The organism is Thermogutta terrifontis (assembly GCF_002277955.1).
GTDB classification, from domain to species: domain Bacteria; phylum Planctomycetota; class Planctomycetia; order Pirellulales; family Thermoguttaceae; genus Thermogutta; species Thermogutta terrifontis.
The window spans coordinates 2447430-2471917 of record NZ_CP018477.1 but is presented as its reverse complement, the minus strand read 5'-3'; the positions used below and the strand labels follow the sequence as shown (position 1 = coordinate 2471917).

The 24488-nt window shown below is 53.1% G+C and carries 23 protein-coding genes; all 23 read left to right on the top strand.

What is annotated here, in order from left to right; genetic code table 11:
• The first annotated feature begins 99 nt into the window (after positions 1–99).
• On the top strand, positions 100–921 hold the full coding sequence (locus THTE_RS09195) for a nitroreductase family protein (protein WP_207651688.1): 822 nt from the start codon (positions 100–102) through the stop codon (positions 919–921).
• A complete protein-coding gene (locus THTE_RS09190) occupies positions 918–2075 on the top strand; it encodes a polysaccharide pyruvyl transferase family protein (RefSeq protein WP_095415159.1) in 1158 nt (385 codons plus the stop codon). Before THTE_RS09195 ends, THTE_RS09190 begins: the two co-directional genes overlap by 4 nt.
• Positions 2065–3255, top strand: a complete 1191-nt coding sequence (locus tag THTE_RS09185; RefSeq protein WP_095415158.1) for a glycosyltransferase family 4 protein — start codon at positions 2065–2067, stop codon at positions 3253–3255. The genes THTE_RS09190 and THTE_RS09185 overlap by 11 nt, the downstream gene beginning before the upstream one ends.
• Positions 3248–4057 carry a sulfotransferase gene (locus THTE_RS18660; RefSeq protein WP_420823844.1) on the top strand — a complete coding sequence of 270 codons (810 nt, stop codon included), beginning with the start codon at positions 3248–3250 and terminating at the stop codon, positions 4055–4057. The genes THTE_RS09185 and THTE_RS18660 overlap by 8 nt, the downstream gene beginning before the upstream one ends.
• The gene (locus THTE_RS09175) at positions 4058–5062 is read left to right on the top strand and encodes a glycosyltransferase family 2 protein (protein ID WP_095415156.1); all 1005 of its coding nucleotides are present in this window, start codon (positions 4058–4060) and stop codon (positions 5060–5062) included. It abuts the gene before it with no gap.
• Between the two features lie 2 nt (positions 5063–5064).
• Entirely contained in the window at positions 5065–6273 is a 1209-nt protein-coding gene (locus THTE_RS09170; protein ID WP_168175822.1) for a glycosyltransferase family 4 protein, read from the top strand.
• Positions 6270–7460, top strand: coding sequence for a glycosyltransferase family 4 protein (locus tag THTE_RS09165; RefSeq protein ID WP_095415154.1), 1191 nt, complete (start codon positions 6270–6272; stop codon positions 7458–7460). Before THTE_RS09170 ends, THTE_RS09165 begins: the two co-directional genes overlap by 4 nt.
• A 30-nt stretch (positions 7461–7490) precedes the next feature.
• Positions 7491–8714 carry an O-antigen ligase family protein gene (locus tag THTE_RS09160; RefSeq protein ID WP_095415153.1) on the top strand — a complete coding sequence of 408 codons (1224 nt, stop codon included), beginning with the start codon at positions 7491–7493 and terminating at the stop codon, positions 8712–8714.
• A 3-nt stretch (positions 8715–8717) separates the two neighbouring features.
• Positions 8718–9974: a glycosyltransferase gene (locus THTE_RS09155; RefSeq protein WP_095415152.1), complete on the top strand. Its 1257-nt coding sequence runs from the start codon at positions 8718–8720 to the stop codon at positions 9972–9974.
• A gap of 31 nt (positions 9975–10005) precedes the next feature.
• Positions 10006–11067 carry a glycosyltransferase gene (locus THTE_RS18655; protein ID WP_095415151.1) on the top strand — a complete coding sequence of 354 codons (1062 nt, stop codon included), beginning with the start codon at positions 10006–10008 and terminating at the stop codon, positions 11065–11067.
• Complete coding sequence (locus tag THTE_RS18650; RefSeq protein WP_095415150.1) at positions 11054–11800, top strand: FkbM family methyltransferase; 747 nt, start codon at positions 11054–11056, stop codon at positions 11798–11800. The genes THTE_RS18655 and THTE_RS18650 overlap by 14 nt, the downstream gene beginning before the upstream one ends.
• Position 11801: 1 nt before the next feature.
• Entirely contained in the window at positions 11802–12137 is a 336-nt protein-coding gene (locus tag THTE_RS09140) for a glycosyltransferase (protein ID WP_095415149.1), read from the top strand.
• Complete coding sequence (locus THTE_RS09135) at positions 12122–13054, top strand: glycosyltransferase family 2 protein (RefSeq protein WP_095415148.1); 933 nt, start codon at positions 12122–12124, stop codon at positions 13052–13054. Before THTE_RS09140 ends, THTE_RS09135 begins: the two co-directional genes overlap by 16 nt.
• Before the next feature lie 264 nt (positions 13055–13318).
• Positions 13319–14059: a glycosyltransferase family protein gene (locus tag THTE_RS09130; RefSeq protein WP_095415147.1), complete on the top strand. Its 741-nt coding sequence runs from the start codon at positions 13319–13321 to the stop codon at positions 14057–14059.
• 95 nt (positions 14060–14154) lie between these two features.
• A complete protein-coding gene (locus THTE_RS09125) occupies positions 14155–15633 on the top strand; it encodes a glycosyltransferase (protein WP_095415146.1) in 1479 nt (492 codons plus the stop codon).
• 41 nt (positions 15634–15674) lie between these two features.
• The gene (locus THTE_RS18645; protein WP_095415145.1) at positions 15675–16142 is read left to right on the top strand and encodes a polysaccharide deacetylase family protein; all 468 of its coding nucleotides are present in this window, start codon (positions 15675–15677) and stop codon (positions 16140–16142) included.
• Positions 16143–16300: 158 nt separating this feature from the next.
• A complete protein-coding gene (locus THTE_RS09115) occupies positions 16301–18430 on the top strand; it encodes a bi-domain-containing oxidoreductase (RefSeq protein WP_095415144.1) in 2130 nt (709 codons plus the stop codon).
• A gap of 4 nt (positions 18431–18434) precedes the next feature.
• Positions 18435–19136: a glycosyltransferase family 2 protein gene (locus tag THTE_RS09110; protein ID WP_095415143.1), complete on the top strand. Its 702-nt coding sequence runs from the start codon at positions 18435–18437 to the stop codon at positions 19134–19136.
• Positions 19133–19471: a DUF2304 domain-containing protein gene (locus THTE_RS09105; protein ID WP_095415142.1), complete on the top strand. Its 339-nt coding sequence runs from the start codon at positions 19133–19135 to the stop codon at positions 19469–19471. The genes THTE_RS09110 and THTE_RS09105 overlap by 4 nt, the downstream gene beginning before the upstream one ends.
• 61 nt (positions 19472–19532) lie before the next feature.
• Positions 19533–20306 (top strand): class I SAM-dependent methyltransferase, encoded by a 774-nt coding sequence (locus THTE_RS09100; RefSeq protein ID WP_095415141.1) that lies wholly within the window; start codon positions 19533–19535, stop codon positions 20304–20306.
• Positions 20307–20312: 6 nt separating this feature from the next.
• Positions 20313–21161 carry a glycosyltransferase gene (locus THTE_RS09095; RefSeq protein WP_095415140.1) on the top strand — a complete coding sequence of 283 codons (849 nt, stop codon included), beginning with the start codon at positions 20313–20315 and terminating at the stop codon, positions 21159–21161.
• 997 nt (positions 21162–22158) lie between these two features.
• On the top strand, positions 22159–23340 hold the full coding sequence (locus tag THTE_RS09090; RefSeq protein WP_157731977.1) for a glycosyltransferase 87 family protein: 1182 nt from the start codon (positions 22159–22161) through the stop codon (positions 23338–23340).
• Positions 23337–24485, top strand: coding sequence for a dTDP-4-amino-4,6-dideoxygalactose transaminase (gene rffA, locus THTE_RS09085; protein ID WP_095415138.1), 1149 nt, complete (start codon positions 23337–23339; stop codon positions 24483–24485). The genes THTE_RS09090 and rffA overlap by 4 nt, the downstream gene beginning before the upstream one ends.
• Positions 24486–24488 lie beyond the last annotated feature (3 nt).

Sequence of the window (24488 nt, the reverse complement as noted above, 5' to 3'; positions counted from 1 at the left end):
GCAACGACGCATGGGATTGCGATCTATAAAGCAACAATAGGTAGTCCAGGGTTTGTTCTCCTCCGTCGCAACACCCACCGGCTGGAAAAAGGCCTCATTATGCGGCCGAGACGCGATGTCTTCGCTCTCGATTACATTGAAGAAACAGTGAAAGCATACGAAGCGGCCCTTAAAGCGGCCCAAAACGGCAAGCATGGTCTTCCCGCAGAGCAACTGCAGTGGACCCATGACGTACTCGCCGAGTATTTCGCGGTCACTGGCAGTCATCCTAAGATTGACCCGCTTCGGGAACGCTTCCGGCGTTTGCCCGCTCCCCCGCGGATTTGCGACGAGCCGCTCATTCCCTATCGTAGAGATTTATCCCAACCGCCACCGGTATCGTATGGAGCGCTCGCTGCACTTGCACACAGGCGGCGATCGGTGCGGTGGTTCCTGCCCAAGCCCGTACCCCGGGAGCTCATCGACAAAGCGTTAGAAGTTGCTGCCCAGTCACCCAGTGCGTGCAATCGACAGCCCTTCGTCTTCCGCATTTTTGACGATCCGGAATTGGTTCGCCAGGTGGCGTCAATCCCTTACGGAGTCATTGGTTATGAACATCAGATCCCTGTTATTGTGGTGATCGTGGGACAGTTGCGGAATTTTTTTGACGCCCGTGACCGCCACCTCATCTATATTGATTCCGCGCTGGCAGCGATGAGCTTTATCCTGGCATTGGAAACGCTCGGCTTGAGTTCCTGCTGCATCAACTGGCCGGATATTCCGGAACGAGAAAAGAAAATGGCCGAGCTTTTGAAGCTGGAGCCCGACGAACGCCCCGTGATGCTTATCGCATTAGGCTGGCCGGACCCTGAAGGTATGGTTCCCAGGTCCGTGAAGAAACCGCTCAAACTTTTCCGGACTTACAACTTCGAGCAAGAATGATCCTCCTCCACGGTACGGGAACACACAATAAAGGGGCTGAACTCATGGCGATCGCCGTGCTTCAGCACTTTCGGGCAAAGCCCAACCCGCCCGAGTTCGTCGTCCCAGCCCAATTTGGCCCGTTTCGCGATCGGGCAAAATACGGCCTGTGGACGCTCCTCGCGGAAAAACGCTTTGGTCGATCCAAGCTGGTTGCCTCGCTGGCCCATCGCTCGTTCCGAAAAAAATACGGGCTGGCCGCCGAGGAAAACATCGCTGCCGTCATCGATGCCTCTGGATTTGCCTTTGGCGACCAACACGGTCCTCGGCCTACCCAGCTGATGGCCCGAAATTGCCGACGATGGAAAAGACAAGGTAAGAAGATCATCCTCCTCCCGCAGGCCTTTGGCCCCTTCACAACGCCAGCTATTCGAACGGCCTGTCGGGAGTTGGTCGAGAACTGCGATCTTGTTTTCGCCCGGGAAGAAGAGTCGTACCGCCATCTGGTGGATGTCGTGGGGGAGCGGGCCAATATCAAGATAGCACCCGATTTTACGCCGCTTGTACAGGGCATTTTGCCCGAGGGATTTCAGCCAAGGAACGGCACAGTGTTTGTCGTGCCCAATATGCGAATGCTCGATAAAACCGATCGCAGCCTGGCCGAACGGTATATTCCATTTCTCGCGGAAGCAATCAAAGGCGTCATCAACCACGACCTCAACGCCAGTCTCCTCATCCATACACCAGAAGACCGGGCATTGGTGGGACCCATTCAAAATGCCTGCGGCTTTCAAATCGATGTGGTGGAAGAGAGTTGCCCGCTGCGGCTGAAAGGGATTCTGGGAACGGCCTACGCGGTGATCAGCTCCCGTTTTCACGCCTTGGTCGGGGCTTTATCGCAAAACGTCCCCGCGTTGGCCGTGGGCTGGAGCCACAAGTACGACCAGTTGATGCGCGAACATGGTTGCCCGGAGGCAGCCGTTCAGGCTGGCGATCAGAACGGACTTACAGCTATCATGGGACAAATTCTCAAAGAGCCAACGCGATCAACCATAATCGACCGAATCCGGGAGGCTAACGATCGGATTCGGCAAGAGATCGACGCAATGTGGTCCGCAGTGGATGAGGTCCTCGCTCCAGTACAATCCTTGGTGAGGCCCACAAGTGCAGTCTGAAGTGGGTACGCCTTTTTCCGCCGTATTTCTCCAACCCACCGCGAAGCCATCCGGCTCGCCGACCAGCGGGCTGATGGTGGTTGAGGCCCTACAAGAATTGGGGGCGCAGGTGCACGTCATCTTTGCCCAGGACGGCTCCATGCGCTCGGACTATGAGGCCCGCGGTTGCACGACTGAGATCCTGCCCCACGGTCAATGGCTGGCCGGCGGGCCAAAGCACCGTCGTCTTCGTCGCTGGATACGCGATTGGCAGGCGGCCCGGCAAATCGCACAACGCCTGCGGCGGTTGCGTCCGGCTCTGGTGTACGTCAACACATTGACGGGCCTTTCCGGGGCGTTGGCCGCCAAGTGGTGTCGCGTGCCCTGCATTTGGCATATCCGTGAACTGTTTGACGACGTCGGCGGCGAGATGCACGACCCCTGGCCGGGCGGACGCAAAGCGGTGCGGTGGTGCCTCGAATCCCTGGCCGACCGGGTTGTGGTCATCTCCCGGGCTGTGTGGGAGAACGTGCTCGGATCGAGCTGCGCGGGCAAGACGGTACTTATTCCCAATGCCGTGGAAGACCGGTTCTTCGAACTTACCCTGACTCGCGAGGAAGCCCGCCGCCAACTCGGCTTGCCGATCGAGCGACCTATCGTGGGCGTGCCGGGAACCTTGCGACCCGTGAAGGGCCACGAATTCTTTCTGGAAGCATTACCGGGAGTGGTCGCGTCCGTGCCCTCGGTCTTGGCGGCGATCACTGGGGACGGCGATCCTGCTTACCGCCAAAAACTGTTGGACCTGGTGGCAGCCAATCATTTGAATGAACACGTCGTATTTCTCGGCACTGTGCCCGATATGGCCGTGTTTTACCGGGCGTGTGATGTCATCTGTATCCCGAGCCGTGCTGAGCCGTTCGGCCGAACGGCCATTGAAGCCATGGCCGTAGGAACGCCGGTGGTGGCCACGCGGGTGGGCGGCCTGGGGGAGACGATCCAGCACGGCGAAACCGGCTTTTTGGTGGAGTTTGGGGATACTAGTCAAATTGCGTGGACGGTCAGGGATTTACTTGTGCGCCCTTCATCAGGAAGCATCCATAGGCGGGCGGAGTTAATTCGCCGCCTATTTGGAAGCCAAAGTTACCGCAAAGCAATCGTTGAGTTGGTAAGCCATATCCGAAACCTCGGCAAAAATGACTAATCTCTATCAATATCTGCGAAGATCCGCCAAACGAATTATTCATCGGATCAGGATTTACTCAACGAGCTGCGTTTCATGTCCAGCTGAGGTTCCGTTCTTAATAATTGGGGAGGCCAGAACTGGAACCAATTTCTTGGCTGATTTACTTCGCAGTCATCCGGATATCTCGGTGGCCGGCGAAATTTTAAATCCATACAATCCCGAAGGGATTCGGCTCCATTTTCGGAGAAAAACGGCAGTGATAAAGCATATCAAACGAAGCCTGCTGGCTCAACCGGGCAAATGTCGGGGGGCTCAGACTCATCTTCTCCATTTTAGAATGCACAGCATCCCGTTATCTTACTTGGTTGAGCAGCTTCCGGATTTCCGCTATATACTACTCTACCGCCGCAGCCTGGCAGAACAATACGTCTCGTGGAAGTTGGCAAAGCAAACCGGGAAGTGGGTCGGGACGACACAGACGGCTGTGCACACCACAAAGTGTCGAGTAGATCGTGAGGAGTTCATCGAATGGTGTACCGCGGTGAAAAGCAGGTATATGGAGGCGGTTAACTGTCCCGAATTATGGCGAAATAGTGTATCCTTATCTTACGAAGCACTTGCGGCAAATCCCCAACTCGCTCTAGAGGAGTCAATATTCCCATTTCTCGGTGTTCGGCCGGTTAGAGTCAATTCTCGCTTGAGAAAACAAAACCCTCGCACTCTAGCCGAATGTGTTGAGAATTTTGCGGATGTAGCAGACTTGCTCAACCAGCAAAACCTAGAACTCAGTAATCTTGTCATGCCGAAAGCGAAAAACTGAATGGACGAGATAACTGTAATAGTAGCTGCACATCAGGGTGACCCCTGGCTCAAGTGTTGTCTTGAGTCGCTAGAAGTTGTGTCGTCGGCAGATTCGAAGATAATGATTGTCGATAACGGCGGAAATGAAAAGTTACTTGAGCTTGTGAACGCCACAGAAGATCTTTCGACGATCGCAACGCCATGGACGATGCCCTTCTCCGAGGCCAACAATTTCGCACTCATCAACGGCGGAATGGACAGCGAGTATATCTGTTTCCTGAACCAAGACACCGTTTCCCGCGAAGATTGGCTGTCGGCCTGCCTGGATGTGATGAAACAGGATGAGCATATCGGGGCTGTAATCCCACTTATCGAGAACTACGACGGCACGGCCTGGGACGAGGCCTTTCTGACCTGCTCGCGAGCCGACCCTGCCCTAAATGCAAGGGTGCGAGAGGGACTCAAGGTTAGTGTCGATGATCTTCCGGCATTTATCGAGGTTCCCGAGATCACGGCCGCCGCGATGGTCGTGCGCACGGAAGCCCTCAAAAAGGCGGGGCCATTCGATCCCATTTATGGCAGTTATTACGAAGACTATGACCTTTGCCGGCGCATTTCGTCGGCGGGATACAAGGTGGGCATTTGCACGCGGGCTCGGGTGGGCCATTTCGGCGGGTCAGCAACCACAAATCGCCAGGCGTTCCTCCGCCGGGCCAGGTGGATTGCCCGAAATCGCATAATCTACGCAGCCCGGTGGAAATGGAAAAGCCGTATCGGCGGATTTCTGAAATATATCAGCTGGGAAATGCCTCGGAATGCGGCACGGGCGGCCTTGGGACGATCCGCGATCCCGTTTCGAGCGTTCCTTCGTGCCCATCTAGACCTTGTCTCTATTCTGCCCCGGCTCCTTTCGGCACATCGTGACAAGCTGGCTTGGAGCTGCTATTTGCGAGATATTGGCTGGCTCGCGGTGGTCGAACAGCGTTCCGTGCAGACATCCCAAACGAGCAGTGCGACACGATAGCCGTGCGAATCCTTCACCTAAATGAACATCTCAACTGGACCGGGGGAGTCGAAACCTATCTCCTCCACTTAATTCCGGCGCTCGAGTCGCATGGGCTCGAACAGTACTACGCCTTTGCCAAGGGCAATTCGTCTCTTCTCCCTAACTCGTTTGAGGTACCGGAGCTCGGCCACTTCGGAAAGCGCGCCGAACAATTGGGATACGAGCGGGTAAGGTGCATTCTGGATCAAATAAAGCCGGATGTGATTCACGTCCATCGCGTTTATAATTTGGGAGCGCTGCGAGCATGTCTCGAATCTTGCCCCACTGTCGTAACCTGTCATGACTATTTGTATCTGTGCCCCGCCGGAAGCTTCTTTTATCGACGGACAAAAACGATCTGCCAGCGGCAAGCCGGCCTTGCGTGTTTCGCAGTGACGCTCTTTAAACATTGTTTAACCCCAAAACCCAGGTACGCACTGGCCTACTATCGACGAGTCAAAACGTTCCTTCAATGGCGAGAACGCTTTGCGAAGATCATATGTCCGAGTGAATCAGTACGGGAGCGACTTCTCAGCGCTGGCTTCCCCGCGGAAAAAACGCAAACCCTGCCCTACTTCTGTCCTATCGAACCGTTGGATGAGCCGCGGCCGACGCCCCCTAAGCCGACAATCCTTTTTGTGGGGCGGATTCGCCCAATAAAGGGTTATGATGTCTTCATTAGAGCCCTCGGCCAGCTCGCAGAAGTGCGAGGGATCCTGGTAGGTGATTTAAATGGCGACACATCAAGGCGGATCAATGAACTTGCAAAGAAATGGGATTGTGCGTCAAGGTTGGAAGTCCATCCCTGGGCATCCCGTGGCCAAATCCCGGAACTATTCAAATCCGCGACGATATTCGTCTTTCCATCTGTTTGGCCTGAAACCCTCGGCATCGTTGGTCTGGAAGCTATGGCCCACGGTGTGCCCGTTGTTGCCAGTGACGTCGGCGGAGTTAGACAATGGCTGCGGGACGGAGTCAACGGTGCTCTCGTTCCCCCGCGCGATGCGACCGCCCTAGCCGATGCAGTCCGACGGCTTCTCAACTCGCCCGAGAGCCTTCAACGGATGAGCCAGAACGCCATTCGGACAATTAAGGAAGGCTTTCTTCTGGGGCAGCATGTTGAAAATCTGATGAGCCTTTATTATCAAGCTGTGAATACAACAGCGGCGGCAACGATTGAAAGCAAATGATGTCGGACAACAAAACTCCTGTTCGCGTGCTCCATTATTTCGCTTTCCCCGGCGGAGGAATTGGGCGCTACGTTCATGAACTGCTGACCCGCCTGCGGGACCAGCCAGAAGTCGAAGTTGAGCTTGCGTGTATTCCCAGTTATCACTATCTGAAGCAGGCAAACTATCCGACTTGGCCGGGCCTCCGCGAAATAACGCATCCTGTACCACTCCGGCGGCGATTGCGGTTCGCAATCAACCTGTTCGTGAACCCGATTCGGGCAATAAGGCGGGCGCGACTGACAGGAGCCCAAATTCTGCACCTATCGACGATTCCTCATGTAACCTTTGCGCTGTGGTCTCGAAAGTTAAAAAAAGCCGGGCTTCGGCTCGTGGTCACCGCGCATGACGTGCGCCGTTCCCAGGGCTTAATCTGCTATCCCTACGAGATCGAACAACTCAAACGTCTTTATCGAGCGTGCGATGCCCTTTTTGTCCATAGCGAGTATCAGAAACAAGACTTGATTAACTTTGCAGGCGTTTCCCCAGAAAAAGTGCATATTGTGCCTCATGGTCCATATTACCATGGACTACCCGCAGGCGACAAGCTAACGCTCCGCAAGCGTTACGGAGTACCTTTGGACAAACAAGTGGCCCTCTTTTTTGGTGATATTCGCCCGGATAAAAACCTTGATCTTTTTCTGCAGGCCATGGTGCCTTATAAAGATCGGCTATTCCTCGTCGTAGCGGGACAGGCTAAACGCAGTACGTCGATCTCCCAACTTCGGTCACTGGCCGAGCAATTGGGGCTTCACGATGGCGTTCATGTCAAATGGATGACGTACTATATCCCGTACGAGGAAGTTCCAAATCTATTTACCTTGGCAGATTGGCTCGCCCTTCCTTACAGCCGTTCCTTTACTTCGCAAAGCGGGGTGTTAAACGTCGCCATCGCGCACAACTGCCCCATGCTCGCATCGGCGTTGCCCACTTTCAGGGAGATCTTTAAGAAATATCAGGTGGGAGTTCTCGTGCCACCGGATGATGTCGAACACCTGCGTGAGGGGATACGGGAAATTATCCAGGCAATTGAAGGCGATAGGCAGTGGGAGTGTGAACGCGTTGCCCATGAATTCTCGTGGGAGCGGAACGTGCTCACTACTAAACAATGTTACCTGGCTCTTGCAAGCAGTGCAAAGCCGTTTTGACATGTGGGACATACCGGGTGGAGACTTGATGTGAACTTCGCGACAACAACACGTCCCCTGGTATTTTTTCCTGCCGTCATTGCAGGGGTTTTTCTCGTAATTGCACCGTTGTCGTTGGCAACCCAATGGGAGTCGTCATCGCAACTGAAATTGCTTCGAATCGGGTTGTGTTTCTTAGGTGGAATTGCAGCATTGCTCAGTGGTGCGTTAAGACGCAGCGGCGGAGCAACCCCAGCGATACTTTGGTTTGCCTTCATTTATGTGTTAGCCGCTACGTGGTCAAGATACCCGCTTCAGGGCATCGCTTACAAGACCCTGTTTTTAAGCTCGCTGTGCTTCGGTATTGCGATGGGGTTGTCCTCCCCAACTTCAGCATCTCTCCGACAACTGATGAAGTGGCTGGGAGGGATTGCCACAGTGGCCGCTGTCGTGACCTGGTACGAGTATTTGAGAAATCCTGCAGAAACGACGCGTCTTGGCCGGCTGGCTATTTATGGAATTAATGCCAACGCGGTTGGAATGACAGCCGGAGGCTATCTATTTCTTACGTCATATTTAGCAATAAACGATCGAGGCATTTGGCGCCTTCTAGGTACTTTAGGGACAGCAATTTTGATACTGTTGGTCGTGGCAACTGGGTCGAGGGCTGCATTGGCGTTAGCGGTTCTTGGTGGTTCACTTCAATTAGTCCCTTGGATACGCCGTCCTGCAAGATTCTTATTGCCGGTTGCTGGTGTGACGCTGATATTGCTGGTTTGGAGCGCTCAACTTCCGGTTGAGGCCACCGAGAGATTGACTGATTTCGAGAAGAACACGCGTGCTGGAATGTGGCAAGTTGGAATCAAGTTAATTCTCAGTCAGCCTGTTTTCGGTCACGGCTGGTTATCAAGCTCTGGCAGAAGTACAGGGAATTTGCAAAACCTCTATTTGCAAACAGTTGCGGAATCTGGCATTTTCGGGGCAATTGCGCTTGTGATAGCAGGTATGTCTATTCTCAGCACGGCTCGACGTGTTTACAAATCTTTATCGCCGGAATGGGCTCCGCAGTTTTGGTTCGCTTTGGCAATCGTGATTGGGCTTGCGGTTCATGGGATGGCGGAATCGGCCCTGATTTTGGGATCGACCATCAACACCTTCCTATTTGGATTCGGACTGGGGGTTCTGGATTTCTTATCCCGCATTGGCACGACACAGTCCCGCCTTGTAAAGACGAGAACTCCCGAATATCAGTGTGTTGTTATTGGGCATTCTTGATCCGTGCGTATCCTCCACATCATCCACAGCATTGATCCCCGGTCCGGTGGTCCAAGCCACGCGTTGAGGGGCCTGGTCCAGGAGCAGGTGCGGCGTGGCCATCAGGTGAGTATTCTCACGACCAATGCCCAATCTGCCGAACCGTGGATGCCGGATGATCAATTTCGCGAGCGAATGAACAATGATCCAGCCTTTTCAGGGGCCGAGCTGTTCATTGCCCGTGGTTATGGTCGTACGCGCCCCGTTGCTCGATTTACCTGGACCCCACAAGCATATCGGTGGCTTCGGCGTCGGCTGGCGGATTTAGATGCTCGACCCGATATCGTCCACATCCATGGGGTGTTCAGCCACCTGACGACATTCGCCCCCCGGCTGGCCCGCAGGTTCGGCGTCCCCTATATCATGCGCCCCGCAGGTACCTTCGCCCCCCGTTGCATGGCCCTTGGCCGCACCGCAATGAAAAGGTGGTTCACCACGCTCTTTGTGGCGAAGGACCTGCGACTGGCCGCGGCGGTTCAGGCAACAACTCCCGCCGAGAAAGATGAGCTGCGCGAACAGTTTGGATTGAACAATGTGGTGGTTATACCCCATGGAGTAGCCGGCGTGAAGGATGCGCAAACCGATGCTCCGGCAGCACGCCGGGCGTTAAATATACCGGAGCGGGCGAAAGTGCTTCTTTATCTCTCCCGATTAACTCCGAAAAAACGTCCTGATTGGGTCATTCAGGCCGCGTCTAAACTTCTTTCAGAATATCCAGATTTATTTACTATCTTTGCCGGGCCTGACGCGGGTGCCGAATCACAACTTGCTGCCGCCATCGCATCAAGCGGACTCAATGGACAGGTGAAACGCTTCGGTTTTGTGACGGGCGATCAAAAACGACAACTGTTCGAGGCGGCTGACGTTCTCGTGCTTCCGTCTCAGTCGGAAAACTTCGGCGTGGTGGTGGTTGAGGCCATGGCCCACCGCTTGCCAGTTGTGGTGACACCGGGCGTGGCCAGCCACATCTACGTGGACGCTTCAGGCTGCGGGCTGACAGTGGAGGACAGCGTCGACGCGCTGACCGACGGGATTAAAAAAATCCTCCAGGCCGATAAGACCGAACTCGGCCAACGCGGAAGGGAGTATGTGAGACAACACCTAACATGGATTGTAGTGAGCGAGAAGATAAGTGAAGTCTATGCAGCAATAATTCGAAACCAAAGGACTCGCAGGAGAAACCGGTCTGTAAACCAACAGATACGGTTAACAACCAAATAAATCCTTGATTTGGAGCACAATAGCCGGAACCATGGGCACAATTCGGGAGTTCCTACGCTCGATCAAAGCCTTGGTCACGCACGATGCGATGCGGCCCTCAGGCCCATTTAACTACTGTTTAATCCACCCTAAACCTCTAATTATTATGACATCCGTGATGCGGTCGCTCTGGAACGTTGCTTGGATATCCAATCAACTTGAGAGTGTGCCGGTTACAATTCTGGTCGCATTTTCCTGGTCAATGGAATCCTTATATCACGCTGTACGATTACGGCGGCAGGCGAGGACTTTAGAGCGAAAATCTCCCCATCATGCTTTGATATTCCTTTGTAATTCAGAACAAGAAATGATATTACTTAAGAAACTAGGACTCACAGCAATTCACATCAATAAGAATTGCTTTTTAAGTGAGTACGAATACTATCCAGAGCGGACTAAACAATTGTACTTAGCTTGCTTAAACGCCAGACCAAGCCCGTTCAAGAGACACTACCTGGCAAAAAACGTATCCTCTCTGGTTGTAATCCATCTGCGGCCAAGTAGCCCGAGCGAAGTACGGTATCTCGATAGTACGAAGAGCCTTCTTAGCCACGCGACTTGGGCCAACTGGGTTACTGGAACATATCGAAAACTTGTAGGTTCGGAACTGCGCACCGTTATCTCGAGTGCCAAAGTTGGCCTCGCTCTTAGTGCCACAGAAGGACAGTGTCAGGCTGTTGGTGAGTACTTGCTATGCGGCATACCGGTGGTTTCCACGCATTGTCGGGGAGGACGAGACACGCTTTTCCCAAAGGGTTGTTTCTTGATAGCAGATGACAATCCAGAAAGCGTAGCCCGTGCTGTGGATGAGCTTGCGTCGCGTAACCTCCATCCAGAGTGGGTGCGAACGTGCGTCCTGGAAAAAATCGAAGAGTACCGTCACCGGTTCTGTACGCTGATTAATGGTATTCTTCTGGAGAACGGCAGTGGACCGGTGGCCGCCGCAGAGTTATTTCGGCATATACCAAATAAAGCAAAACGGTTCTGTCAGCCAGATGATTTCCTGAAATGTTTGGAAGCTGACCTTGAAGCCTACAAGAATGCGCACCGCTAGGTCCCAATGGCGAGGTAGAATCCGAAACTTCATAGCCTACTGCCGCGAATTCGGGTTCAGAGGAGCGGTTGAGATCGTTTGGCACCGACTCTGCGCATCCAAGGAGTTTGGTGTGCGCGTACGGGGTATTCCATCACGTGTGTGGATTCGCCGAGATGCCAGTGACTTCGCGTTACTTCGAAAGATTGTTAGAGATCGAGAGTGTTTGCCCAGTCTTTCTTTTGAACCTCGTTCCATCGTCGATTTGGGGGCAAATGTGGGGTACTGTAGCTTGCTGTATGTTGCAGTATGGCCACGTGCCAAAATCCTGTGCGTGGAACCCCATCCAGACAATGCTAGGATACTGCGGCGCAATCTCCGACCATATACTAACGTACATGTCGTCGAAGCAGCATGTTGGCCCCGAAAAGAAACAGTTGTTATCGAGAACCCAGAGGCTCTAACAGTGTCTTTTCGCACCAAATCAGAACACCTCGGACTTACGGTGCCAGTTGTCACACCAGATGAGCTCGTCCATGCTGTAGGTGGACCGGTGGACCTTATAAAGTGCGATATCGAGGGTGCGGAAGGGCTTTTGTTCGACACTACCCTATTTACTACTTGTCGCGCTTTGGTTATTGAGCTTCATGAGCGTTATTACCCGGGTGTCACAGAACTTTTTCGGCGGTATGTTCACAAGAGAAAGGGTTCTATTCTTCCACTTGGGGAATACTTAACGGTGATTTTTCATTGACATGCATAGAATAAATGATTGGTGCAGCATCGTGTTCTTGCTGTCTCAGTCGGAAAACTTCGGCGTGGTGGTGGTTGAGGCCATGGCCCACGGCTTGCCAGTTGTGGTGACGCCAGGCGTGGCCAGCCACATTTATGTCAATGCCTCTGGCTGTGGGCTCACGGTTGACGACAGCGTAGAAGGACTGACCGAGGGAATCCGAAAAATCCTCCAGGCCGATAAGACCAAACTCGGCCAACGCGGAAGGGAGTATGTACAACAGCACCTAACTTGGCAGGCGGTGGCAGATCAGTTGGAACTGGTGTATTGCAAGGTTGCCCAATGTCGGAAGGTATAGTTGCTGAAAGGTCGAATATTGCCGAAGAACCGGATCGGCCGAAGCAAGACACTCTGCCGATCTCGGTTATCGTGCCCGTTCTCAACGAAGAACAGAATATCGCAGCGTGCCTCGAAAGTGTCCGTTTTGCCGATGAGGTGTTTGTCGTCGACTCGGGTAGTACGGACCGGACCGCCGCCATCGCGGAGTCAATGGGGGCGAAGGTGGTCCAGTTTAGATTCGTACCCGGCGGGCCTCGCAAAAAGAATTGGGCCCTGGAAAATTTACCTTTTCGCAACGAATGGGTTCTTCTACTGGATGCCGACGAACGGGTTACCCCCGAGCTCGAACGGGAAATACGACAGGAGTTTGTACAAGGTCCCCGGTTCGACGGATATTACCTGAATCGGAAACTCATTTTTATGGGGCGGTGGCTCCGCTTTGGCGGGAATTACCCCAGTTGGAATTTGCGACTATTTAGACATGAGCTTGGCCGATATGAAAAGTTAGATACCGAGGAATTAGAGTCGGCGGGCGATGTAGAAGTCCACGAACACGTCGTCCTTCAGGGTAAAGCGGGATATTTGCGGGAGCCTCTGCTACACCTCGACTATAAAGATCTTTCCCGCTGGATTGTCCGGCATAACAACTATTCTACCTGGGATGCTAAACTGCGGCTCAATTTACTGCAGGGGAAGGATCTTTCACATTCGATCCCTGCACGGTTGCTTGGTAACCCGGTCGAACGCAAACGATGGCTGAAAAAGCTGTGGATTCGGCTGCCTTGCCGGCCTCTTCTGAGATTCATTTACATGTACGTCATCCGCCTGGGCTTCCTCGACGGTAAACCAGGTTTCATTTATGCCGTGTTAAAAGCGATTCAAGAGTTTCATATCAATGCAAAAATGTGGGAGATGAGGACCAAGTTATCAGAGTAATTTCGGAAAAGGTAAACCATGCTCTTGTCACATCGCCCTAGCCTGCGGGATTGGCAATCTTGGTCCTGGGATGAATATCTAAGTTACTTTCTGTGTCGAAATGCCGCATAATCGCGGGCCAAGCAACGCGAACCGAATGTATGTAAGCTTATTGGCGAGACTGAGTTTAGGCGATTTTGCGAGCCGATTCGAGAACGAATTACGGCTAAGTTTAGCGACAGCTCTCCTGTCGTCTCAATCCAGATGCCAACACGAAACGACGCGATGGAATTACTCGCTACTCTCGTTTCCTATACGCTTTTGGACGTGGTTCCCGGCGAAGCGGAATTGATTGTTGCTGACAACGCGAGCACAGATGAAACACCCCTCGTCATTGAAGCTTGCGGTGTTAAGAGGGCATTTGCGCCCATTCCCGGTATGGGCAAGGCCCGCCGAGCGGCTTACGATTGTATGGCTCCGACAGTTGAGTTCGTGTGGCTTACCGATTGCGATGCCCGAGTAGTTCCACCCTTAAATCGAAATCAGCTGGCTGCACACATTACCATTTTGCAAACGAACTTAAGAACCTTGAAAGAGCGCGATAACGTGATCGCCCTTTCCACGGGCATCGTTTATGAGTACACGCATCCGTTGTTTCGGATTCTTCGCACAGTTGCCTTAGTTTTTGGTAAAGCTCCTCGTATCCATGCATGGACTGGTCCCAATCAGTTCATTCGTCGCTCCGCAGTCGACGGTATCGGCGGGATCCATCCTGACATTCCGTATAGAAGCCGCGAAGACCATCAGCGAATGTACGAGATAGCACGATATGCGAAGCAGCGAGGCTTGCACATGCTGAGCGCCGCCCAGGATTCGTCTCTTTATGACCCTGTTTATCACAGTGGTAGACGCCGCGGAACACTTGGCGACATTATCAAGCTTCTATTAACGCCCCGGCAAAAAACAAATCTGCCTAGAGACCGCTATGGCTGGCCGATTCATCCTCTCGATAGGATTCGGTGCTAAGCTTTGCATATATATAACAACTGTTTTCGCGTAGGTTTTCCTTTTGTTTAGGTCGCTGGCTGCATTGACGATAAATAGATTGGGAGTGCAACTTGATGGGTAACCCTAAAATGGGAAACCGTCCTATACGAGTGCTTCATGTTTTGCCCAGGTTGTCCGGAGGGGGAGTCTCTAAATGGCTAAGCCGCATTAGGGATCGCCTAGATCCAAGACGTTTTCATTTCGACTTCGCAGTGCATATGGAATGCTCGTCTGAGGCTCCAGAAAACCTTCTTGCGCAGGGGGCCCAGATTTACCGATTGCCAAATAGGAAACATTTGCTTGGATACCGAAGATCTCTTAGCAAGATTCTCAAAAATAATGCGTATGACGCTGTGCACACCCATTACCATTTTTTTAGCATTGTGCCCCTGCAAATTGCTGCCTCAAATCACGTGCCCGTCCGAATAGCGCATGCTCAAACAGCGGGCAGACAAACGACGACTGTTTTGCGGGTTGTGCCTACAGTTGTCAGCAAGTTGATCAACCTGTTTCCTACCCATTGGCTAGCGTGCTCTCAGGCGGCGGCGTACTCGCTATTTGGATGCAAATTCTCAAAGAAGGCGAAGGAGCGTGGAAAACTGCATATCCTTCCTGGAGGTATCGACCCCGCGATCCACAGCCCTCATCTGAATCAAGACGACATACGGCGCGAGCTCAATATTGACCCAAACGCTTTCGTAGTGGGTCACGTTGGAAATTTTTTAGAGGCAAAGAATCACGTATTTCTGCTCGAAGTCTTCAGAGAGTTGGTTAATCGTCGGAAAGACGCATGCCTGCTACTGGTTGGAGAGGGTCCCCTTCGTCAGAAGGTCGAAAAAATGGCTAGGAGTATGGGAATATCCCATCATATCCGCATGATGGGTTATCGAAATGACGTTCATACGCTCTTGGGTGCCCTCGATGTAATGGTTTTTCCCTCCAAGTGGGAAGGTTTACCAATTGCACTTGTTGAGGCACAATTGTGTGGCATTCCCATCGTGGCTTCTGACAATGTCACGAGAGAGGTAATCCTATCAGAGAACCTCCAGTTCTTGTCTCTGTCGGCTTCCCCTTCTGAGTGGGCGTCGTGTGCTTTGAATCTCGCGAGGAGGCGGGGCTATTACGTCGATCGGGACATCCGACAAAGTCAAACCCTTCACCATCGGCTTTCACGTCAGTGTTTTGACTTCCATTTACGAGCAGGCATTGCTCGGATCCCAGAAATGATGAGGTATCAAGAGGTTTTACTCAGAGCGTTTGCTTTTTCTACAGTATCGAGGTGGCCTCGGCACAGGTGGTACATTCTGCTATATCATGATGTGCCTAAGAATTGTGCCGAAGCATTTGAAAAGCAGGTTAAATGGCTGAAAGAAAGGTTCGAAGTCGCAACCATTTCTGAAGCTCTTAGGAGACTCGGTGACGCAAGACATACTTCACCGTTACTGACGATCACCTTCGACGATGCAGAAAAAAGTGTTTATGAGACCGTTTTACCGATTTTAGAAGGCCATAATCTGAAGGCCTGCACTTATATGCCGTGCCGGGCTATGTAAAACAGCGGAAATTCGAACTAGGAGGTAAAATCGGTTTCGCAATGCATTGGTCAGAATTAAAAGAATGGCTGGCGCGTGGGCACGAGGTTGGAGCACACTCTCTCACGCACATTCCTCTAACATATTGCAGCGATCAGAGATTGTGCCAGGAGTTGCTGGAATCAAAAAACATCTTGGAAGACAAGCTCGGAATTGAAATTTTACATTTCGCGTATCCATTTGGGATATTTAATCGTAGAATCGAAACGCTTATTCGCGAACAAAATATTTATTACACCGTGGCTACAACCCGACGTGGAACTAATTCTCCAAAGTCATGCACTTATCGACTGTATCGAATTCAAGTTCACCCTGGTTTCCGGCCACAAGATGTTGCGCTGCGAATGCGGGCTGCTGAGCGATTCGGCTGGGTGTGGCGCTTACGAAGTGCCGGCAAGTACGCCCCTGCAAGGCCGACACATTTATTTGATGAAATTCCCCAGGAAGTTATTAGCGACTATTCTGCATGAACCTTAGATGGCACTCAAAGTCCTCTTGCAGCGGTATGTTTGCCTTGTGTTGGGCTATGATTGGATGACGTTGTAACGCATTTGAAATCCTGCTATTAGTCGCCGAGTTCCACGTAAGCAGTGGCTTGGTCCTTGGATCAAGGTACTCTTTTCTCCCCATGTACCAACTCCTCCAAAACGTTCGTAATGGTCGATTAGAGCTTGCGGATATTCCGCTTCCGCAGGTCGGTGGGAATAGACTGCTGGTCCGCACGGAGGCCTCGCTCATTTCCGCCGGCACCGAGCGCATGGTCGCCCAGCTTGCCCGGAAGGGACTGCTTGGCAAAGCCCGGGCCAGGCCTGATCTCGTCAAGAAAGTACTGACCAAACTCCAGCGCGATGGCCTCTGGGCCACGCTCCGAAGCGTCCAGCAGCAGCTCGACCGCTGGATGCCGCTTGGCTATAGCTGTGCGGGTGAAATCGTCGCCGCGGGGCCTGCCGTGCGGCATTTCCGTGTTGGTCAGCGGGTGGCATGCGCCGGGGCGGGAATAGCCAATCACGCCGAATACAACGCCGTGCCCGAGCTCCTGGCCGCTCCGATTCCCGATGGCGTCGCCTGCGAAGACGCGGCCTACGCCACGCTGGGCGCCATCGCCCTGCAGGGCATTCGCAATGCCGATGTGCAAGTCGGCGAATACGTCGTCGTCATCGGCCTGGGGCTTTTGGGCCAGCTTGCTGTGCAGATTCTGAAGGCTGCCGGCTGCCAGGTCGCGGGCCTCGATCCGGTCCCCGCGCGACGCGAGCTCGCACTCACCGGGGGCGCCTCACTGGCTCTGCCGCCTGACTCGGCTTCCATCTCGGCCGTTCGGACCTGGACACACGGTCTGGGTGCCGACGCGATCATCATCACAGCCGCCACCTCCAGCAATGCCCCGGTGGAACTGGCCGCCGAACTCGCACGGGACCGTGCCCGGGTCATCATGGTCGGCGTCACGGGAATGAATATCCCGCGAAAACCCTATTACGAAAAAGAGCTGACGTTTATTGTTTCTCGCTCCTACGGACCGGGTCGTTATGATCCCGACTATGAAGAACATGGCCACGACTATCCACCGGGATATATTCGCTGGACCGAGCAGAGAAACTTACAGGCATTTTTAGAATTAGTCGCGGCCGGTTCCGTTCGACCGAGTATCCTCACCACGCATCGTTTCCCCATCGATCGGGCAATCGAGGCCTTTGAGCTCATGCTCCACGGCAGGGAGCCCTATCTGGGAATCGTCCTCACGTATCCCTCCCGTGAGACGGCTTCTGCCCGGCGAATCGAACTGCTAGCTCCGGCCCGCCCGATCGACAAGGCCACGCTGGGTGTGTCCTTTATCGGGGCGGGCAACTTCGCCCAGGCAGTCCTGCTCCCCATTTTGAAAAAGCTGCCCCAGGTGCGGTTTCGGGGAATTGTGACCGCCTCGGGGATGACGGCCCAAACTGTGGGCAAAAAGTACGGCTTCCAATGGTGCGCAACGGATGTCGACGAAATTCTGAACGACTCAGACACGGACGTCGTGTTCATCGTGACCCGGCACTCGCAGCACGCGCCGCTTGTGTGCCGGGCCCTTGAGGCCGGTAAGGCGGTCTTCTGCGAAAAGCCCCTCGCCATCACTCCGGACCAACTCGAAGCTGTGCAGGCAACTTTACAAAAAACGGGTGGCCACCTCATGGTGGGCTTCAACCGCCGCTTCGCCCCGCTGGCCCAGGAATTAAAACAGTTCACAAAAGGCCGAGGGCCGCTCAGCGTCACCTATCGTGTCAACGCCGGTCCAATTCCGCGCGACCACTGGCTGGCCGACCCGGCCGAGGGTGGCCGCATCATCGGCGAGGCCTGCCATTTCTTCGACTTCTTCGCATTCCTGACTGACTCGGAGCCATTGGAACTGCAGCGCCTTAGTCCCCAGGGTGTCTCACCGCGTGACGACGGGCAGTTTTTAGTGCGTTATAAAGACGGTTCCATCTGTCATCTCATTTATTCGACTAACGGTTCACCGGGCTTCAGTAAAGAGCGGATCGAGGTCCACGCCGGTGGCTGCTCGGCGGTGCTGGAAGATTTTAAGACGCTGATCCTCGATGACGGCATCCGGCGGCACAAAAAAAATCTTTGGACGGCGGATAAGGGGCACAGTCGCGCTATCGCGGCGTTTCTGGCCAGTCTGGCAGATTCGCGGCCGCTCATCGCCCCGGAGACCTTCATCCATGTGACGCTTCTCACCTTGTGTGCAGCCGGGGTTGTGGAGCGACTGCCAGCGACGGGGTGAAACCATGACGACGCTTGCTGATTCCGTTCTGCCTGAGTCCTGTTTTGTGGTCGTTCCAGCATTCAACGAGGCCCCGCGGATTGGCCGAACCCTGGAGAGCCTGCTCCAGGTGGCCCGGTCGGTGGTGGTTGTCGATGACGGCTCGGCCGACAACACGGCGGAGGTCGCCCTGAACTATCCCGTTTGGGTTCTGCGTCATCCGGTCAATCTGGGTGCTGGTGCTGCAACCCAGACCGGTATCAGCTTCGCGTTACGGCAAGGGGCTGAATATGTTGCTACATTCGACGCCGATGGTCAACATCGAGCGGAGGATTTGCCCAAGTTGATGCAAATTCTATTGAATAACAAAGCCAATATCGTGTTTGGATCGCGATTCTTGGGAAAAGCGATTGATATGCCATTCCACCGGAAGGTCATGCTCAAAGTTGCATCCGCGGCCGTTTGGGTGTTGTGCGGAATCTGGGTTACCGATGTTACAACAGGTCTGCGTCTCATGGATGCTAAAGCGGCTCGCATGATCAAGATCACGATGAACCGCTTCGAACACCCAATTGACCTTTTACACCAAGTTCGTGTCAAGAAATTGCGATTCGCCGAGGGGCCAGCCACGATCTTATACTCAGCGGACTCACTGAGAAAAGGACAACGCACGAGCGACGTTTTCCGGTTGGCCCTGCAGATTATCGCCGAAAGGGTCATGCGATGAACCTGTTCCAGATTGTGTTTGTGCCGCTTTGCGCCTTCGCCGCCCTCAGCAACCTCTGGCGACTCCGCCGCGGGCAAACGAGCTGGTTGGCCGGCCTGTTCTGGTTTGTCGTTTGGACAGCCGGTGCGGTGGCCATTGCCTACCCGCCGATCACGTCCCTGGCCGCCAGCGCTTTCGGAATCACCCGAGGGAGCGACTTTGTCCTGTACCTTGTGACCCTCGGCCTGCTGTTTTTCCTCCGGGTGTTCTACAATCGCTATCGCCGATTGGAGAACATGGTGACGCAGTTGGCACGGGAGATGGCTATACGGCAGGCACTGACAGGCCGCGAATAGGGGACAAAAGAACCTTGTCATTCCATGTCCCTTGACCCACTCGTTGGTCTTGAGCCCTTACGTGACAGACTTATTCGAAATGGATGACAGACCCCTTTACGAACAACAGTATGAAAAAATGCTTTACGAACGCTCGCGCATTGCCGAGCGACTGGCGTGTCAAATAATTGACACCTGTTCGCCCTACCTGTCGAAACCCGTGAGCGAATGGGAGGTTCTAGATTGCGGCTCAGGCTATGGATTCACGGCGGCGGAGTTGGCAAAGCGCTGTAAACGTGTGAAAGGAATTGAGCCTAGCCACACGCTCTATGTCGAGGCTGTGAGGATTCAACAGGAAAAGCATCTTGCCAATTTATCATTCGCGAACATCGGGGCTGAGACTCTTTCGGATCATAACGTTTATGATCTTGTAGTTCTGGATAACGTACTCGAGCACATTCGAGAACAGCTCCAGGCCCTACAACGCATTTTCCACGCTCTGCGTCCTAATGGGGTGTTATTCATAGTCGTCCCTAATAAGCTTTGGCCAATTGAGGTTCACTACCGACTGCCCTTTCTGTCCTATTTGCCACTTTCCCTGGCGAACATCTACCTTCGGCTGACGGGCAAGGGTACAGATTATAGTGATGCATGCTATGCTCCAACATTCTGGACCCTCCGCCGACTTCTCAATGCGGCCGGATTTCGCGAATTTTATTTTGTCGTACCAGCTAATTTGGCTAACACCATGAAAGGAGACGTGTGGTATTATCGCCTAGGAGCGCGGCTGCTTCGTCGAATCCCGCTGTTGTGGATAATTTCTAAGGCTTTCGTGGTCGTTGCGATAAAGAGGTGACTTTCTATGGGAAAGTTATTAATTTCTGTCAACATGTGTGTTTACCGGCCGCATCCAGTTTATTTTCGCGAAGCGGTGCAGAGTGTCCTCAATCAAACATTTGAAGATTTTGAGCTGATCATCGTCGAAGACCCTTCGGAAGTTGATGGCCGGGAAATCATTTCCGATTTGCTTTCAGACAGCAGAATACGCTATATTCATAATGACCAACGAACCGGCCTGATTGCCCAGCGAAATCAGGCCCTCAAAGAGTCACGCTGTGACTGGGTGGCAATCCTCGATGCGGACGACGTGGCCAGGCCAGAACGTCTGCAAAAGCAGTGGGAGTTCCTCCATGTGAATCCGAGTATTAGGGTGCTCGGATCCTGGATTGAGATCATCGACCAAAATGGGCAACTCGTAGGCCTTCGCCGCTATCCGGAGTGTCACGATGCGATTATGCGGACGATGCGGCGATACAACGCGATCGCCCAGCCCGCTGCCGTCATCCACAGGCCCTCGGTAGACCGGATCGGCGGGTATTCCGGTCAGATCTACGTGGAAGATTACGAACTGTGGTGCCGAATGCTAAGAAACGGCGCCCGATTTGCTAATATTCCTCAGGCATTAACCCGGTATCGAATTCACTCATCGGGCGGATCCAAAACGACACACCTTCGGCACGTTCTTCGCGAGACAATCCGCATTAAGAAAGAGTATTTCGGCACGGAAATGGACCTCGGCGATCGGCTACGTATTTTTCTTGAGTTTTGTCTTCTCTTTCTGCCGCCGCGCTGGGTTTATCGCTTGTTTGCCGTTGTGACCTTCACACGTTCCAAGCGTCCCGATCGTTATGAACGACGACGCATTCACTAACACACAGTCCGAGCCGACCATAAGCCACCCAGAGAACCAGGAGCCACCGCTCGCCTGGGTGGTAGTATGCGTGTACAACTGACCGCATGACGCAATACGATGGACCGACAGTCTTTTGAGCCAAGTGTATACGCCCTACGAGATAGTCGTCACCGACCACCCGGCCCAGCGCCATCCAGAAGAAATTCCATGCGGCCAACCTCGCCGCCGGGGTGAGGTGGGCCCGTAATGCACGCACGATATTGAGGTTTTGCATAGTGACCTAAGGCCTCCGTCCGGACAATCCATCGTCCTTTGATGGTAGCTAAAGAAAGCGAAGTGGTAAAGTTTAGGCAGACCGGTTCTCAACATGTCACATCCGCAGAAGTCCAGAATCAGAATTTTTAAGCCTCTCACCAGCTGTTTACAAGTAAGCAAGGTACCCAGATCGCAACTAGCCGAGTGTAGCCCTTCGCCCACTGTAGCGAGAAGATTTCGACGCCGGACCGAAAAGTACGGAAAGAAAGCAACCGGAATGGTCTGCATGATCGCAAGTTTTCGCAATTTTTTAGCGCCCTGATGTAGAAATTAGAGTATATTACTCGTGGAACTTTCTTTCGGAACGACACCAATAGGCAGATAGGGTAGGCGAGTATTGAGCCTCGGCGCCGTCACATCACGTGCGAATTGGTTAATGCCTTAGTCAAAGACGGCACCACACGCCTGCCACCTACCCGGCCCAAACCATTAGATGCTTGTGAGAACCGAAATTCGCTACCGGTTTTCCAGCTTCTTGGAAAGACGACGTCAGCTTGGCCTGTCTAATATATCCTTTAAAGGTCGAAGTCTTATTACCTGAATTCTACAAACAACAACAGTGACTAAAATGGACACTCGCAGAGATTTCCCTTTTTCTCAAGCCCAATATGGTACCCACAGCTCGGTTCAATCCGCAAATAATCTCCGGCCCGCCACTACAAAGGTCTCACCGTACACACGTGCATTCCAACTTGTTTGCTTGACGCTCCTTTCCATAAATCTAGTGGCATTGCCCCTTTTTTATTATCGCAGTTACCATCCCGATTTCCACACCGTGCATAATTTCGGACGCGATTTTCTCGAAGGAAAAGATGTGTACTCTGGAGGCAATCCCTATCTTCCATCGTCAATGCTACTCTGGGCGGCTTTTGCTTTGTTCGAAAAGCCGACCGGATGGGTGCTTTTCAAGATCGTAACGATTGGCGTTGCTTGTGGCACCCTGGTACTGGTGTATCGAATGTGCCATGAAAAACTATCCTTACCGGCTGCCGTAACCTGGCTGTGCCTACTGCATATAGGCCTCCTGGCAGGATTCACTGCAAAGAGCGGGAACCCCGGCAATATTGCCGCACCACTTGCAGTTATGGGAGCATTATTCGTTATCCAACAAAAGCCACATAGCGCAGGCATCGCAATTGGACTGTCCCTAGCACTCAAGTATCCGCTGGCCCTACCAATAATATTAGTGCTAGCTTTCGGGCGACATACCAGGCCGATCATTTTAGCTATAGCGATATTCGCAACCCTTAACATTCTGGCCACTGGATGGCTTATGCTGACTGGGCACGACGTGAGCAAAGTACCGCATTCAGTTTTGGCCGGACTATCACATGTTGGCGGCTACGACGAGTCCGGCTTTCACAGCTGGTTTTCAGCTAATACCCGTGGTAAATATTCAACATTGGCAGCCGTAGCTTTCTTTAACACGCTCGGGATTGACCGCACGATCGCGCACACGCTCACCCTAGGCCTGCTCTTTTCGGTCACGATCCTGGCGTGTTATGTCGCCGCCGTAAGAAAAGACGGCGTACTAATATCGCTTGCAATATTAGCTCCAGCGTTTTTAACATTTACCTACCATAGATACTACGATTCGGCTTTGCTGGCGTTTCCTATTCTTCTAGCATGGACCGTAGCGGTACGTGGTATCGGTTTAACTTGGATTGGTAGCGTTCTAACGTTATTCATGTCACTCTTTCTATTGCGTTCCCTATCTTACAATCTCGTCTATCGATTTGGGGCATCGTCTGCATTTTTACAAGGCGCATTATATAATTTCGTTTTAGGGCCGCTGCATATTTATGCGCTTTTTATGGCGATCGCCTTTGGGTTATATTGCGCCGTCTGTGTCAGAACACGCGCCTTGTACGAGATTCCATGATCCCCTTCAATAAGCCGTTTATCGCTGGGAAAGAGCTGTACTATATTGCCCAGGCGGTGACGATGGGAAATATCGCCGCGGATGGGCATTTCACCAAGCTCTGCAGCCGATTCCTGGAAGAACGCTTCGGTATCAAAAAGGTCCTCTTGGTGCCTTCCGGGACGGCTGCCCTCGAGCTGGCCGCGATGCTTTGCGATCTTCAGCCGGGCGACGAGGTCATCATGCCCTCGTACACGTTTGTCTCCACGGCCAGCGCCTTTGTGCGTGTCGGCGCCAAACCGGTGTTTGTGGACATTCGCCCGGATACTCTCAATATCGACGAAACCAAGATTGAAGCCGCCATTACAGAGCGAACCCGGGTGATCGTGCCCGTCCATTATGCGGGCGTTGCCTGTGAGATGGACACGATTATGGATATTGCCCGGCGGTATAATTTACTGGTTGTGGAAGATGCCGCCCAGGGAGTCAATGCCTTCTATAAAGGGCGTGCCCTGGGGTCTATCGGGCATCTTGGGTGCTACAGCTTTCATGAGACGAAAAATTATATCTGTGGCGAGGGTGGGGCCCTGTGCATCAACGACGAGCGGTTTATCGAGCGTGCAGAAATTCTCCGCGACAAAGGCACCAACCGACAGAAGTTCTTCCGCGGAGAGGTAGATAAATATACCTGGGTGGATGTGGGTTCGTCATACGTGATGGCGGAAATTCTGGCCGCCTTTTTGTGGGGCCAGCTGGAGTGCCTCGACTCGATCACCAGCCGCCGACGGGAGATTTACGAGTACTATCGGGCTGCTCTTCGCCCTCTTGCAGAGGCCGGGTTGCTGGGACTGCCGCACATACCGGCGGACTGTCAAAGCAATTATCATTTATTCTATATTCTCGCGCGGACAGGGGAGGAACGGGACGAAATGTTGCGGTACCTTTGCGATCATGGCGTCCTTGCCATCTTCCATTACGTGCCGCTCCATTCATCGCCCATGGGGAGCCGATTAGGATATAGGTTAGGGGATTTGCCTTTGACGGAAGATCTAGCATCCCGCGTGATAAGGCTGCCCATGTTTCACGAACTCTCGATGGAACAGCAGCAACGGGTTGTGAATCTAGTCAATGCGTTTTGTCGAGAGTCTGCATCTATTTCTGCATAGTGA